This window comes from Aeromonas sp. FDAARGOS 1403, from assembly GCF_019047325.1.
GTDB lineage: Bacteria > Pseudomonadota > Gammaproteobacteria > Enterobacterales > Aeromonadaceae > Aeromonas > Aeromonas dhakensis.
This window is the reverse complement of the sequence record NZ_CP077249.1, coordinates 2,480,963-2,495,713: the sequence shown is the minus strand read 5'-3', so window position 1 is coordinate 2,495,713 and position 14,751 is coordinate 2,480,963. Positions and strand designations below refer to the sequence as shown.

General features: G+C 58.6%; 15 protein-coding genes. All 15 read right to left on the bottom strand.

Annotated elements, in window-relative coordinates; translation table 11 throughout:
• Nucleotides 1–89: 89 nt before the first annotated feature.
• The 15 genes from I6L33_RS11900 to I6L33_RS11830 all read right to left on the bottom strand — a co-directional run bounded on the left by I6L33_RS11900 (nt 90) and on the right by I6L33_RS11830 (nt 14,707).
• Nucleotides 90–1,493 (bottom strand): hypothetical protein, encoded by a 1,404-nt coding sequence (locus I6L33_RS11900; protein WP_254204925.1) that lies wholly within the window; start codon nt 1,491–1,493, stop codon nt 90–92.
• A gap of 7 nt (nt 1,494–1,500) precedes the next feature.
• Nucleotides 1,501–1,740, bottom strand: coding sequence for a bacteriocin (locus I6L33_RS11895; RefSeq protein ID WP_216972577.1), 240 nt, complete (start codon nt 1,738–1,740; stop codon nt 1,501–1,503).
• Nucleotides 1,740–2,120 carry a hypothetical protein gene (locus I6L33_RS11890; protein WP_216972576.1) on the bottom strand — a complete coding sequence of 127 codons (381 nt, stop codon included), beginning with the start codon at nt 2,118–2,120 and terminating at the stop codon, nt 1,740–1,742. The genes I6L33_RS11895 and I6L33_RS11890 overlap by 1 nt, the downstream gene beginning before the upstream one ends.
• 10 nt (nt 2,121–2,130) lie before the next feature.
• Nucleotides 2,131–2,763 (bottom strand): hypothetical protein, encoded by a 633-nt coding sequence (locus I6L33_RS11885; RefSeq protein WP_216972575.1) that lies wholly within the window; start codon nt 2,761–2,763, stop codon nt 2,131–2,133.
• Nucleotides 2,764–2,772: 9 nt separating this feature from the next.
• Nucleotides 2,773–3,156 carry a hypothetical protein gene (locus I6L33_RS11880; protein WP_216972574.1) on the bottom strand — a complete coding sequence of 128 codons (384 nt, stop codon included), beginning with the start codon at nt 3,154–3,156 and terminating at the stop codon, nt 2,773–2,775.
• The gene (locus I6L33_RS11875; protein WP_216972573.1) at nt 3,134–7,315 is read right to left on the bottom strand and encodes a DUF1983 domain-containing protein; all 4,182 of its coding nucleotides are present in this window, start codon (nt 7,313–7,315) and stop codon (nt 3,134–3,136) included. The genes I6L33_RS11880 and I6L33_RS11875 overlap by 23 nt, the downstream gene beginning before the upstream one ends.
• On the bottom strand, nt 7,315–8,922 hold the full coding sequence (locus I6L33_RS11870; protein WP_162901899.1) for a hypothetical protein: 1,608 nt from the start codon (nt 8,920–8,922) through the stop codon (nt 7,315–7,317). Before I6L33_RS11870 ends, I6L33_RS11875 begins: the two co-directional genes overlap by 1 nt.
• A 101-nt stretch (nt 8,923–9,023) precedes the next feature.
• Nucleotides 9,024–9,329, bottom strand: a complete 306-nt coding sequence (locus I6L33_RS11865) for a hypothetical protein (RefSeq protein ID WP_216972572.1) — start codon at nt 9,327–9,329, stop codon at nt 9,024–9,026.
• Nucleotides 9,316–9,552, bottom strand: a complete 237-nt coding sequence (locus I6L33_RS11860) for a DUF1353 domain-containing protein (RefSeq protein ID WP_216972571.1) — start codon at nt 9,550–9,552, stop codon at nt 9,316–9,318. The genes I6L33_RS11865 and I6L33_RS11860 overlap by 14 nt, the downstream gene beginning before the upstream one ends.
• The gene (locus tag I6L33_RS11855; RefSeq protein WP_216972570.1) at nt 9,549–11,246 is read right to left on the bottom strand and encodes a hypothetical protein; all 1,698 of its coding nucleotides are present in this window, start codon (nt 11,244–11,246) and stop codon (nt 9,549–9,551) included. The genes I6L33_RS11860 and I6L33_RS11855 overlap by 4 nt, the downstream gene beginning before the upstream one ends.
• A gap of 9 nt (nt 11,247–11,255) precedes the next feature.
• Complete coding sequence (locus I6L33_RS11850) at nt 11,256–11,933, bottom strand: DUF6682 family protein (protein ID WP_216972569.1); 678 nt, start codon at nt 11,931–11,933, stop codon at nt 11,256–11,258.
• Between the two features lie 12 nt (nt 11,934–11,945).
• Nucleotides 11,946–12,527, bottom strand: a complete 582-nt coding sequence (locus tag I6L33_RS11845; RefSeq protein ID WP_216972568.1) for a hypothetical protein — start codon at nt 12,525–12,527, stop codon at nt 11,946–11,948.
• Between the two features lie 2 nt (nt 12,528–12,529).
• Nucleotides 12,530–12,970, bottom strand: coding sequence for a hypothetical protein (locus tag I6L33_RS11840; RefSeq protein WP_045789822.1), 441 nt, complete (start codon nt 12,968–12,970; stop codon nt 12,530–12,532).
• Nucleotides 12,971–13,036: 66 nt separating this feature from the next.
• Nucleotides 13,037–13,426, bottom strand: coding sequence for a hypothetical protein (locus I6L33_RS11835; protein ID WP_206817348.1), 390 nt, complete (start codon nt 13,424–13,426; stop codon nt 13,037–13,039).
• 63 nt (nt 13,427–13,489) lie between these two features.
• Nucleotides 13,490–14,707, bottom strand: coding sequence for a DUF4043 family protein (locus tag I6L33_RS11830; RefSeq protein WP_211050867.1), 1,218 nt, complete (start codon nt 14,705–14,707; stop codon nt 13,490–13,492).
• Nucleotides 14,708–14,751: the final 44 nt, after the last annotated feature.

The window sequence follows — 14,751 nt, the reverse complement described above, 5'->3', positions numbered from 1 at the left end:
AACCGATCAGGGCTTTATTGGATGGGGTGGCCAGCATGCAGACTGACCGACTATGGGGAGATGCTAACGCTGGGGTGGTTGAAAGGCAACTAGCGGCGGGCCTGTGCCAGGCTCATGGCCTGATAGGCATTGGTCTGTGTATCGCGCAGCCGGTTGGCGGTCACAGTCGCCTGCTCCGCCTTCTTCTGCTCTGCGGCCTGTTGGCGCCACAGCTCGAACGCGGTGTTCATCCTGGCGGGGCTCTCCAGTAGCCCGTTAAGCTTGCCGTGTTGGTTCGCTTCCTTAATGAACTGCAGGCGTTCTGGATCTCCACCAGTCCACGCCTTAATTGGGGCTTCCTGCTTTGGTTCATCCGTTTTGCTGGTCAGGCCGTAGGTATCCGCCAGCGCCGCCTTGCTCTGCTCCAGCTGGGCGTCCAGCGCATCCAGCTGTAGGTCTTTATCCTCTGCGTTGCTGGCAGAGATGCGCGCCCTGTTCTGGCCGTGCTGCTTCTCCAGCTCGGTGACGGCCTTCTTGTAGCCACCCTGGTCAGGCCCAGCCGTCAGGCCGAGAGAGGTGCGCAGCTGATCTGCACTGCCAATCATGTGCTTAGCAAGGGCTGCCCGCTGGTACGCAGGCTTCAAGAAGTCGTTGATGGGGATGACCTTGGGGTGATCGTCCGGCGCCGAAGTACGGTTGTTGGTAACAGGGCGAACAGCCTTGCTGCCATCGTCATAGGTGACCTCTACCCCCAGCACCACACCGCGCCCGTCCGGGGTGATCATGATGTTGTTCAGTTGCTTGCTGGTGATGGTCTTGCCACTCTCCGGGTCAATGTCGCCAACCCCTTTACTGACCTCATCTTGATAGAGGGTGCCGGCCGCCTTGATGAACTGCGGGTTATTGACCGCGGCATTCCCCTCAGGCGTGGTTGGATCGAGCTTGCCTTCCTGGGCCTGGCGCACCAGGTTGCCAGCATAGGTGACAAAGGTCTTGCCTGCGTCGGCATAATCCTGCTGCAGGTAGCGCTCCGGATTGAACGCTCCGGCCCGCGGATCTCGCACGACCCCCCAGAATTTCTCGCCCGGGTCTTTGCCCTCGGCAACAGCCTGCCAACCAGACTGGATGATCGGTAAGTTCTCTTGCTGGAACAGCTGCTTATTGCGCTGCTCTTTCTGCCACTCATACTCCTGCTGTTGGCGGGCCTCGCTGGCAGAGGCACGGCGATCAGCCGCATTTGCTCTAGCCTCAGCAGACTTTACTTGGCGTTCAGTTAGAGCAAACTGGCGATCAAGTCGCTCATCTGCAAGCTTGTCACGCCCCTTGCTGTACTCCCGCTCACTTTGATATCGCTCATCTGCCACCTTTTGTCGGTCCCGCTCGTTCTGCCACATGGCATCTCGCAGCCCCATGGCCTTGTCCATCCGCTCATCTTCTTTCTGGCCCCGCTGATAGCGGTCCATGGTGTTGAAGCCGGCCAAAAACCCTTCTGCCAATCCCGATACACTCATCATGCCCCCCTTAAAACAGACTGTCCGCAAGAAAACCAACGCCCGCCCCAATCGCGGTACCAATACCAGGCATGATCATTGTCCCTACTGCAGCGCCTGCCCCTACAGCGCTCATGGTTTGCGCCTTTCTGGCGCTCTTGATGCCCTTGTTCGCGGCTTCCAACTCCCCTTCCCGATTGGCCGCATCGCGCAGACCAGACATGCCTTGCTGCCGAGTCTGGGCACCGATATCCAAAATCCCGTATCCCATCAGGCTTTCCCCCCAGTCTTGATTGCGTCGCGAAGGCCGGCATCAGCACCGGTCAGGATCCCCATCTGCCGAGACTGCTCCTGCTCACGAAGGCCGTTCTCTGTGCCGGCAGTCATCAAAGCCATACGCAGCCCCTGGCTGTTGTCATTGGCGTTCAGGCTGGAGCCTACGCCCATCCTTGCCATTCGGTTGTCAGTTGCTTGCTTGGCGGCCGCCAGGGCATGCAGGTTGTTTTGGTCTACTCGGCCAAGTTGGTCCCGCAGCAACTGGCCATTCGTGGCCAACTCCATCAGCTCCTGCTGCTTGGGGTAGAAGCGGGTCTTCCAATCCTGGTAACTCTCCCGGGTAATCGTGGCGAATTTGTCTGCGGCATACCCCATGACTTACTCCTCAATATCCTTGGTTTTGCAGCACCGATGCCGTTGGGCTGATCTTCTTACTTGCCACTTGGGTCGGCGATTTGAGTTGGCCAAGCCCATAAGCAGTTGCTCCACCCGCCAGTGTTCCAACCAAACCAGCAGTGGCCTGCTTGTCCTGGAACGACAGCTGGGCGTCACTGGTGGCTTTGCGCAAGCTGGTGCTGGCGACATCTCCCATCCCAGCAAGTGCCTCAGCTTTCTGGCCGGCACCAATGCTGACCACATCCTTGAGCCCTGCCGCATAACGGTCTTGCTGACTGGACTGCGCTCGGTTGGTTGTATCGGTCTGGCTCAGAGCCTGATCCGTCTCCAAATTGGACATGGCTGACTGATACTTGCCACTGGTAGGATCCACGCCGCCGGCAGCAAGGGAATCAGCCATCCCAGCGCGTACCTCACCAAAGGATTGAGCGGTACCCAGCGCGGCAGTTCCTGCAAGCTTGTCGTATTCTCCTTCGCTGTTGAGGTTGTCCACCTTGTCCATGAAAAGGTCCTCATACTGCTGCAGGTCATTTTTGTAGAGGGACCATTGCTCGGAGGCTACGTCTGCTGCAGCCTTCTGTGCTTCAGTTTCCTTGATTTCGTTTGAACCGCCCTTTCCCATTCCCTCACCTCAAAGGTTGATCTGAAAAACAAACAGGCCGTCAGCATCATCTGGCTGACGCAGCCACCCCATTCTTGGTGCGACCTTGAGCCACCCCTTGCGCGCCGAATGGAAACGAAGCCAACGGGCGCCAACCATGCGGGCTAACCGCTTCACCTCTGGCAAGTGACGCTCTGGCGCCCCACCATCACCCCATCCAACCCACACCATGACCCCAGTTATGCCTAATTCGACAACTGGCTTCAGAACAAACCCATCAGCGCCGCGCACAAACAAAAACGCCACCCGGTTACGGATGGCGTCTTGCAGCTCGGCTGATAGTCTAGGGTTGCCGGTATCGCTGGCGATGCGGTTGATATGTTGTACTGTCTTAGCCAAAGGTAGCGCTGCCATTCTTGAACACCATTGCCACGGCCCCAGTAAGGGAGACAGAGACGTCACCAAGTACAGAGACTTGAAATTTCCCATAGACACCGGCCGGAAGCGTAACTGATGCACTGGCTGTTGCAGAGTCTTTCCTTGAGCCGCCTTTCGCCGAAACGGATTCTCGGCCGAACTCCACGCCGTTCATGTAAAATACTACCGTGCAGGTGCGGGTGCCCTCCGACGGCTGCCCACCACTGCCGTAGTAATATCCCTCCGCTTTGATATTTATTCCGGTGACGATAATCCCCCTGGCAAAATTTGCTGGGACGACGTTAAAGAACATACTGAATGGACCGCTTGGTTGCTGCATGTATAGCGACTTAATAGCTGCCACGTCGCCAACTATTCGCTCAGCATAAACTGTCCCATGCACGATGCAGTTCTGATCTATCGTACAGTTGCCGATCGTCATGTTGTCGATGCGCCCACCTTGGGCGGTCAATCGGTTAGTAAACAAACCTCCATCGCTATAAATGATCGTGTGCCAGCCCCACCCCCACCCTCCATATGGCCCACCCTTGCCAAATCCTGCAGCCCCGCCAGCCATGAAGGCGTTACCCATATCGATCTGGCCGCCATTGATCAGCGGAGAGCTGATACTCACCCCAGCTTTGATGCAGTCGGCGGTGATCTTCTCCGAGGTCAGGATCTGGATGGTTGCCTTGCGGATGATGGCCTCGGCAATGACCACCTGCCCATTGTCGATGGCGAACAGCGGCGCCATGGGTGTGGAGCTGTTGGGATTGAACACGAACACCTGGCTAGCGGAGAGGGCAACTTGGCTAGTACCATCTGACTTGGCAATCAGGCCGATCCCGGCAGTGATTTGCCCGGCAGTGGCTTTTGCCGTCCACATCGCCTGGGCGCCGTTCTGCAGGTCGGCAATCGCCTTGCTCTGCAGTTGGACAGCAGCTGCGTTTGCTGCAATACGTGGGTCATCGGTAGCCACCCACGCAGTCCCGCTGTAACGGTATGGCCGGTTGTTATTGGCAGTGTCAAACCACAGGTCGCCCGTGCCCATGCCAGTACCTGGTGCAGTGGCTTGGAAGAATGTCTTGTTCTTGCTGCCGGCGACGGCGGAAACCGTGTTTATCTGGCTGGCCAGCGACTGTACTGCGTTGGCCCGAGCCGTAGACTCTTCGGTAATCTGGGCAGTCAGGCGCTCATCAGCCCCTTTATAGTCGGCGGTCACCTGCTGGATCTGACTGGCCAATGATGAGTCTGCATCAGCCCTTGCCTTGGCCTCACTGTTGATTGCGGCGGTATTTTTCGCGACACCTTGACCGGCTTGGTCGGCACTAGCCTGAGCCCCAGTGGCGGCGTTGCCTGCCGATTCAGCGGTAGCTTTCACCTGGCTTAGCCGTTCGGAGAGTGCTTGACTGGCTTGAGCGCTGACCCTGGAAACCTCGTCAATGCTGGCAGCCAGCTCCTGCTCAGCCCCCTTGAATTCGGCATCGAGCGTAGATAAACGCTCAGCAAGAGCGCTATCCGCATCGCTTCTCGACCTGACCTCATCAGCTATAGCGGCATTGGTGGCCTTGTCAGCAGCCTTGAACTCCGCATCAACAACGCTGATCCGCTGAGATATGGCCTCATCTGCCGTGGACCGAACGACTTGCTCATTGGTGATTTGCGCCTTGAGGTCTGCACTGGTAGCACCGAACTCGGCCGTCAGTTGCTCCACCGTTCTTGCTTGCGCTTCCTGCTGGTTAGCCAACGTACTCTGTTGCTGGAGGATGGCGCCTCGAGCCTTCCGGTTCTCCCTGTCTCGCTCATCGCCGGCAAGCGCGCCTTCAACCTGGCTGATGGCCCCGACTTCAACCTCGGATTCCATCTTGTCCTGACGCTGGCTTAGCGATTCTTCATTGCTGACCACCACGCGCTGCAGTTCGGTAATGCTGGCAGTGTTCTCCCCGACTTTTGCATCAGTGGCGCTGATCCGCTCACCAAGTGCTCTGTCGGCATCTGCCAGGGCCTTGCTCGACTCCGACAGTGATGCAGACAGAGCTGTATCGGCGGCCTTGAATGCAGCAACGACAGTGTTGATCTGCAGGGCAAGCGCCTCATCCTTGGTTGCCCTTGCCTGTGCCTCTGCCGCAATCTTTGCGTTGGCTCCATCAAGCTCGCCGCCAAAATGGGCTTCCACCTCGCTTACCCGTTTCGATATCGCCTCATCAGCGGTGACCCGGGCCGACTCCTCGCTGGTGATGCTTGCGGTAAGCTCTGCGGTGGTCGTGGACAGCTTAGCGGCCAGCTTATCCTGCCGGAGAGTCAGCGCCTCATCGGCAGACGCGCTCGATTGCGCCAGCGCTTTGATATCGGCATTTGCCTGCGCATCGGCCGCCTTGAACTCCGTCGTTACGTTATCAATGCGCTGCGCTAGTGCCGAATCGGCATCAGAGACAACCTTCTCTACCGACGAGATCCTGGCTTGTGTGGTGGCATCCTTCGCTTCAAACTTCACATTCATGTCAGTGATGCGCTGGGCCTGAGCCTGCTGCTCAGTCAGGATCACCTTCTGCTCGTTACGAATGGAGCCAAATGCCTTCCTGTTCTCTCGATCCCGCTCATCACCAGACAGGGCGCCATCTATGCTGGCAGATGCATTGTCATTATCTTGACCGCGCTGCAGATCAAGCTCTGCGACAATGGAGTCAAAGCGACCAGCCGTAATACCGCCATCATCCTCGATGATCTCCTCAAGTGCTTGGATCTTCGCCTCAGAAGTCCCAGCCCGCACCTCGAGTCCACTGACCCGCTGGGCAGTGACCTGATCGCTCTCTGCAGTCACGCGAGCCAATTCAGTGATGCTGGCACGCAGGGTTTCATCTCCCTGCGTGACCTGCGCCACCAACCCATCAATGCGCTGCGCCTGACTGGAAAGTTCGTCTGTATGAACCGTCAGCTTGCTTTCGGCGTTAGCCAGCCGTTCACCCTGCTCATCCACCTCCTGCTGTGTCGCCTTCTGGCTCAACTCCCCTTTGGTGGCGTTGAGTTCTTGCCCAATCTCGGTGACCTTCTTCTGCGCGTCGGTGAACTCCCCCTTGGTCACCGTCTGGCTCAGGCTGGCATCGAGGCCATTGATGCGCTGCTCTGCCTCGGTGATGCGTTTTCCCTGGCCATCAACGGTCACATTGTCCGCCTTGCTGGAGATTTGGCCGGCGACGGCATCCAGCCCTTGGTGAACTTCGGTAATGGAGGTATGCAGCTCGTCTCGAACAGCATTGACAGCATCCATCGTGATGCTGCCATTTTCCGGATCGACGATAAACACAGCGTCTCGGAACGAGTCAAAGTCACCCTTGTACTTGTCGAGCTTTGCATTAAGGCGATCCTGCACTAATCCGATCTCAATGCTCGACATTCCAAGCTGCTGCTGGGCATCGTCTAGCAGATCTTGTGCAACCTTCTGCCGCGCATCCAGCCCGGCCAGCTCCTGCTCAATGCTGGGGATCTTGTCCTCAATGGCAGTGACCTTGGGACGGATAACCTCGATTTCATCGACCTTCGGTTTCAGAATCGAGACTTCAAGCTGTAGCTGCGGAACCCCCTCAATAGGCTTGAGCAGCTCCTGCACCAGGTGGCTTTTTTCTATCTTGCCCTGCAGCTCATCAAGGATGTCCTGCACATCACGGCTTGTCTCTGCTTCAACACCCTGCACGCCCTGGAAAGGCCCACGGTCATCCTTGCCATTGACGAAGCGCACCCAGTAGTAAAACTTTGCACCTTTACCAATCGCGTCAGAGAAGAGGTTGGCCGACGCCGTACCCACCAAGGTGGCGTCAGCTTGGTTGTCGCTCTCAGCTCGCCATATCTCGGCGTGAGCATGCCCCCGATACCGGGGCGGATCCCACTCCACCAGGACTGTGTGAAACGCGCCATTGGCGACCACGTTGACAGGAGCATGCGGAAACTCCATTTGGCCAGGCGGGAAAAGGTCTGGATTCTTGCCTGGAACATAAACGCCGCCTGCGCCAGGGCGCAGCTTAGACAGCCCAAGGGCAGCCAACTCCCTATGGGTAACCGCCTTGTCGAGGCGATCGCCACGCTGACCGGTCAACAGTTCCACGTTTTCCGATGTGGCCGCCGGATCCCGGCCGGCACGATAGGCTGGTTTCGTAGCCATCAGCTCACCATCTCCGCCATGCTGCTCGTGAGGGTGATCCTGTAAACCACCGAGTTGCCAAATACCTCCACCTGCCACATGCGACCACGCGCCGGCGGCAGCCGGAATGCCCCCGGTACCAGATTGCCAGGCGACAGTTCCATCAGTTGCTCCCCATCAACGAAGAGCTTGAGCCCAACCTTCGCCACATCTTTAGCCTGAACTCGGCAGCAACTGAAGGATGCCCCATCCGGTAACATGAACAGCTTTGATCGCCATCTGTACTCTGCGTTGTAATCGCTGCCGCCACGCCAAATGTGTAGATTTCGCCCCTTTGCGACATAGAGGGAGTCGCTCTCCATATCAGAAACGGCAGCATCCCAGCGGTTTGTCAGCTCTCGGATATCGCCGCTTTTGGGGTCAAAGATGAAGCCATGGGTGTCCGTCAAGGCCACATACTTGCCTTCGTGATGCCATGCCCGGATGGTTTCGGGCTTCATGGCACGCCACTGCCTGCGGGTGATCACCTGCTCCGTAACTACCTGTCCACCGTTGGCACCAACACCAACAAGCCCGTCAGGAGAGGCGTACAACACCACTCCATCCATCGCTACCATGGAGCGCCCACTGATGCAGGCCTGTGGCAGCTGGCTCAACTTCTGGGTGGTTGCAGAGGCAGGGCTTACCCCCTGAGCCAGATAGGGGTAGCCCTTGGTGCCGATCACCAACGTGGTATCAATTGCAGCGATCGCAACGATGTCGTGCTCTGTGGTCAGCCGGTACTTCTCCGGCCAGGCGTAAGGGAGATAGGGCTCGCAGAGGTACAGCGAGTTACCCGCAAAACCGGCACACATGCCGTTTGCCATCTGGCACAGGCCGCGCAGGCCATCGGGCGGCATGGTGTAGCCGTAAGTCTCCAGCACGGCGCCCAGCTCCCCATCAGCTCGGTTATCAACGAAAGACGCTTGAGCGATCGGCAGCTCGGCAACAAGCAGGTAGTCCGCCACCCCGCCGCCTGACACCGACCGGTAGACGCGACGCTTGGTGATGTTGCTGTTCTGGGCTGTCGGAGGTGTCAGCGCCAGTGTCACTGACGAGCCAGGGATTGTGATTGTGGCTTTCCCGCTCACCGGCCCCGGTGGTCCCTCCTCTCCCATCGCACTGACGAAGGTGTCAACGTAGAAGCGGGTTTCGTCATCGATAGGGTCATCATCGACACCACCGTTCGGCGGCGTAATGGCGCTGATGCCGACAGGCACTCCTGGGGCCGGTATGCCAAGGCGGTACCACGCCGTTGGCTTGTTGGCCCCACCAGTCGCAATCTGGGCATGAGTGACCTTGGGGTATTCGCCGTCGGTGTAGTAAACCCGGCCATAGGGGTCCTGAGCGATCGGGGAGCGCATCGCCTCGACCACTTTGTTCCATGCAAGCCAATGCTGGCCATAGTGAAGCAACGTGGTTGGTACGATCGGCAGCTCAACCCCGGCGCTGGCATCATCCTCCAGCGGAGAGATAACGCCATGGTCAAAATGACAGTCACAGGCAATCACCGCGACTTCATCAGACAATAGGTGTGGCTCCACGCGCGGCATAGTCCCTCGCATGGTGACGATATCGATTACGGGCATGGGGATCTCAGGGAGGCAGAAATGAAAAGGCCCCACTCGTGAGAGCAGGGCCATGATGGGTAAATCCTAACGCCGGCCGAGCGAGGAGGCAAGCACTGGGCTCAGGCCCACACCCTCACAGGCGTTTCGGGGTAAGTTCGCTGGGCATCGAGGGCCGCGGCCATTGCTTCCGATTTGGTGCGCACATTGACGTGGTACCCGGGGACTGGTGCCATCACCTGCACCTCCTCCCCCTCAACCACCATGGTTTCGCCAGTTGGCTGGTAGATGGTGCCGATCACATCGAGCGCCGCATCCTGATTATAGAGCTCCCCACTCTCGGGATCCTGGCTAAAGCCCGCTGTCTTGAGGGCCAGTGTCATGGCCGACTTGCTGCCAGCCTTGAGGTAGAGATCAATCATGGTCATGAGTCTTGTCCTTCCAGAAATACCAACCACCAAGGCGGCAGGCGACCCAAAACAGCCAAGCCAGTACCGGCTTGCCTTGGGCAATCATGCACTGGCGCAGGCGCAGGTCAGCCTCGGCGCGGGATACCGTGCCTTTGGCGCCATAGTCCTTGTCATGCTGCTGGCAGCAGCTGTTGGTGCCAGAAGAAACGGAGCCAAGCCCCGTGCAGTAGTGGCGGGTCATTTGATGGCCCTGAGTTGCGCATCAGAGGACGGGCGATTCCACTGGCGGAAATTGCGAACCCGAATACTGCATTCGTGCGACCACGCGCCCCTGGCACCGAGTTCCAATCTTTCAAACGCGACCTCTGGCTGAGTCGGGTTTACAACACATGGCGTGGGGGACTTAACTACAGGGCCGCCGTTCAGGCTGTATGCGATGAAGCCGCCGTCATAGTCGAACGATATAGCCACAATGTTCCGCTTTGCCAACTGCGGTGCAGTGGCTGGCACGGCTGAAACATTGTCATTTGATGCCCTGAGCGTCCCATTGTTCCAGCAGTCAACAAAGTGGCGGGTTGGGAATACACCATTGCAAAAAAGCGGGATATACCCTGTTGTCGCGGCGCTGATCACTTCGAACTCAATCGCATATGTCCGGCTTTTCCCATAGCCTGGGTCATTCTGCGGACCTGGTAGCCAGACGCGCTCGACGGCCCTTGTCGCTGCTGCGGTTGTTGTTGGTATCAGGGAGGTAGAAGGCCCTCTCTCCACCTGAATGGAGAGGACTTCCAGCAGGGTTGACCCATCACCTTGCCAGTTCAGATTCCCATCTAGCAATGGCCACACATAGGGAATGACATTCGTCGCATTCAGCGTGGATTTGTGGCTAATTAGGATTGGCTTTCCGATAGAAGCTGCCGAAACCGGGAATGTAGCCTTCACGTCATTGAACTGGTTACATCCGAGTTGGAGTGACGTGATGCCCGCTTTGCGCGGGATCAGCTCAACCGTGATCGATACTTCCTCGCCAACGGTAAAGCCTCCTGTATTTTTACCCCAAAGGTAATGGGATCCGCTGGTTGTATCCTCAATCAGCTTTAGGGTTTGAGTCTCACCAAGCAGCCCCGCACCAGCAGACATAACGACACTCCCACGAACAGCACTGCAACCAACAGAACCATCATGGGGAAAGTACAGATTAGTTGAGCCCCGTTCCTTAACGAGAGCCCCATTATCAAAACGAGGCTCGCTATTGGCAACTAAACGCAGCTTGCCATCTCGCTGGCGCTCCGTTGCCTGAGACAGGCGCTCAAACTCCCAACGACGGGCGACAATATCATCTCCTACCTTTATCTCTTTCCCCTTGCCAGTGATGAGGCGCAGACTATCAACTAGGGGCGACCACACATCCGGCAGCGGCATGGCCGAATCCCTGACCACATTGACGGCCAGATCGGCTGATCCTGCAGCCTTGTCAGCCTCTGCCTTGGCGCGAGCCGCCTGCCCCTCCCCTTCACTGGTCACGCGCTTCCACGGGATCATCTTGTGGATTGTGCCATCAGGAGCGGTAACCGTGATCTCGGCCGCATCGCTGGTCAGCAGCGCCTGGAGAGCATCACTCTGCTGCTGATATGCCCCCAGAGTGGCGTTCAGTCGGCGGGCAAACTCTGGGATGGAGTCAGTCCGAGATGTGTCGATGGCATAGGCCTTCCCGGTACCTGACTCTCCCCGATACGCCTCGACCAGGTAAAACACCGTGTTCGACTCTGCATAGTCAACCTCATACAGGTCTACAGCTGTACCGACCACCATCACCAAGAGGTGCCCCTTTGCTGCGGCATTCTTGGGGTCAGCAAAGGTGGTGCCGGTGCCCACTACCTTCTTGCTCCCTTTGGTGACGGCGATGGTGCCGTCACGCTTCCACACTCCAGCCATGCTGCCCCCTTACTGCCCGGTCACGCGGGAGAAGCCTTCGGTCTTGCGCTGCTCCATGTTGGCATCCACCTGGGTTTTCTCGCCCAGCTGTTGCAGATACGCGTTGTAGTGGCCGACGGCGCGATTGGAGTTGGCGCTGTATTCCGAGTCCTTCGAGAAGGCCCGATACATGATGAAGTCGATCAGCGGGTTGATGTAGATGTCGTCCAGATCGGCCAGCGCCGGGGATCCTGCGCTCTCCACATCAGTCAGCACTTTGGATTGCGGTGCCACCGAGTAGATCACGTCCACCTTCACAGCGGCAGCCGGGCCTGGGTAAAGATAGAAATTCTTGGGGTCCCGGTCATCGTAGGTGTAGGCAGCCACACTGATGCCATCCTTACCAGCATGCCAATCCGGGTAGCTGTCATCCAGCGCACGCCGCGGCACGAAACGGATCACCTTCCCATCTGCATTTCGCAGCACCTCGATCAGCCGCAGAGCATCAGCCGGCAGGGTCTGCTTGGTGCCAGCCGCGCAGCTGAACTGCACGTTTTTGGTGTGAGCATCTGGACGCATCAGGACGATCGCCTTGGCTGCGTCGTTGTAATAGTCCAGCAGCTCCTGCTTGGGCCAACGAACCCAAGTACGATCGTTGAGCAGGGTGTTTACCCGCTTGAGGATCGAGTCAACGGTAACAGTTGCCATGTTGGGGGTCCTTTAAAAAAATGAGTGCTTACGGGGAGGGTTTTGAAACTCGACCTGGGTCGGGGCGCTGTGCTGTTTGCGGAACCGGCCGGCACGGCGCCACCCTTCAACAAACTCGGCGCGATGGTAACCTGCTCGCTTTGGGTCAGACCATGGGCGGTCTGGCTGGGCATAGAGCAGCGCGGCCACGCCGTGGGCGATGGCCTCGGAGTGATCGTTGTAAAGCTGGGCGGGCAGCTCCTTGGCACCTTTTACCGGAGCAGCCACAAACCAGATCCGCACATCACTGAGGTCGGTCAGGATGCTCAGTTCATTTGCAGAGATGGCGAAGTAATCACACCCGGAGTCCAGCGGAACGCCATCTGCTCCGGTGAGGCGCAGTACATTGCAGGAGGTGACCCCGTCCACATTGCACACCACCTCCAGGCTGCCGGCTGGCGCGCAGGCAAGGAGGCGATCGAGAGTGATCAGCTCCGATTCACGGCAGAAGGTGATCGCCGCTTCGGTCACTGCCTCCTCCAGCAGCATCTCGAGCGGGCCAGTAATGTGCAGCCTGACGGTAGGCAGGAACTGCTCGCGGGGCACCATCTGCATGATTACCCCTCCTGGCCAGCCGCCAGCTTGTCTTTCAGCGCATCACGCACACGCAGCCGGTAGTCGCCCACCTTCTCTTGGGGGGCTTGCGGCTCAACCTGCAAGTCCTCTCCCTCCACCAGAGTGGCCAGCTGGGCGCTGGTCATCTTGGTGAGGTCGCGGTCGCCGACCACAAAGCTTTGCTCTTCGGCCAGGCGGGCAGCTTCGGCTGCAAGGCGTTCCTGCTCATCGGCCTCTGCCTTGGCAATGGCCCCCTGCCGCTCCAGCTCATCTGCCAGCGCGTCATGGCGGATCCAGACAGTGGGGAACTCCAGCAACTGCATGGCGATGTGACTCTCCACATCAACAGCGGTGTGGCGCGGGAACACCAGGCGGGAGCCGGTGACGGTGTCTTTCTTGCTCGGCTTGTCGCCGATATAAACCACGGCAATCTTGTCGCTCACGGTAATATCTCCAATCCAGAAATGAAAAAGCCCGGCGCGGGGCCGGGCATAGTGAGGTGAGCACGCTTACAGGTTGCCCATCACCTCATAGTGCAGTTTGAGCTTGACCGTGCCCGTCGCCGCACCACCGGCCACAGTGAGGCTGATCTCCTGCCCCTCTTCGGTCAGGAGATCGTCTACAGGGATGTATTTCGCCACTGCCGTCGCCGTGCTCTCAGCGTTGATGATGGTGGTCGTGCCGATCTTGGCCGTGATGGTGGTACTGGCCCCCAGTGCACTGGCGATGAAGGTGGCCCCTACCACTTTCAGGTTGGGCTCCACTTTGTCGCCAAACGCGACGACGTCGCCGGCCGGTACCGCCGCCAGCTTGGCCACTAGAGTCGGAGAGATGGAAAGGTTGCCGAACGCACCGACAAACCAGCGGTACGCTTTTGCGATCAAGGTAGTTTTGGCCATGACATGGCTCCTTATTGGGTCTGATAAACAGGGATGGGGGCGCTTACCCCTCTGGTTTAGGGCTTAGCGGCCGATGGGGCTCACTGCGGTATCCATCACCATGCAGCCATGGTCTTGGATGTTGCCGTTGCGCTGCTTGAAGCGGATCTTCTGCAAACCGGACACCCAGTTGATGGAGAGCTCGGTCGCGTTGCCGTGGTCGGTTTTCTCTTCGTGCATACCGAAGGAGCCACCCTGCTCGCCAGAACCGAAGGCATTGGCCAGCGCCTGGCCGCCCAGCAGTACGGCGCGATCGATGGTGGTACCAGCGATCTTGTCCACTTCCACCCCGGTTGCGGAGTTGGTCGCGCACACCTTGACGGCGCTGCCTTGGTTGAAACGGATCGGCATGCCCTTGTACTGCTTGACCAGGATGCCGCGCCACATCGCACCTTCACCACGGAAGATGGGGTGATTCCAGCCCTTGGCGCGCTCTGCCACCGCAGCCAGCATGGCAGTCCAGTCTTTACCGGAGCTGGAGGTGTAAAAGTCGTGCCATTGACGCGGGGTGACGTAGAGCATAAAGAGCGGCTCGCCGCCTGATGGGTCTGCCACCATGCGGATCGGCTGGATGGGGTTGGCCATCTCGGACAGATAGAGCGCCATGTTGTCCACGCAGCCGAGGTTGAACCGGTCCGCGGCGTCGATGGCTTCGAAGGTGGTAGCATCCCCGCCGAAGAAGTGGCGCTCGTAGGTCGGCGCGGTCAGCGGGTTGATCATGATCTCCGAGAACTCGGAATCATCAGCCGGCGGCAGGATGATGTCGTTTGCCAAGTAATCGCCGCGAGCACCGGCCAGCTGGGCAAAGCCGCGCTGGTCAACCAGGCGGCCGTAGTAGCCATCCCCCAGCAGCACGCGAGCCGTCTTGATCAAGTCGTGCTTGGTGCGCTTCTGGCTCATCTTGCCGCCGGCATCCACACCATGGCGGGTCTGGTTGATCTTGAGCGAGAAGTCGGCGAAGGACATGCTCTCCAGACGTCCAGCCAGCTTCTTGTCACCCATGGTCGGGCGGCCAGACAGTTGGTGGAACAGCTGCATATCTACTTCATCGCCCGCCCCTTTGCTGAGATCGGTGATGCGGACCACCGGAGCGCCGGCGCTGGTCTGCTTGCCGCCGTTGATTTTGGCGCCCTTGGGGGCCTCTTCGGTCAGCATGTTCACCAGCGAGTGGGAACGGTTGGCCGTCGTGAACAGGGCGGCCTGCATAATCTTGTTGGCTTGCGCCGAGGTGACTTGGGTCATGATCCTCTCCTACATGAAAACAAAAACCCCGACACAGTGGTCGG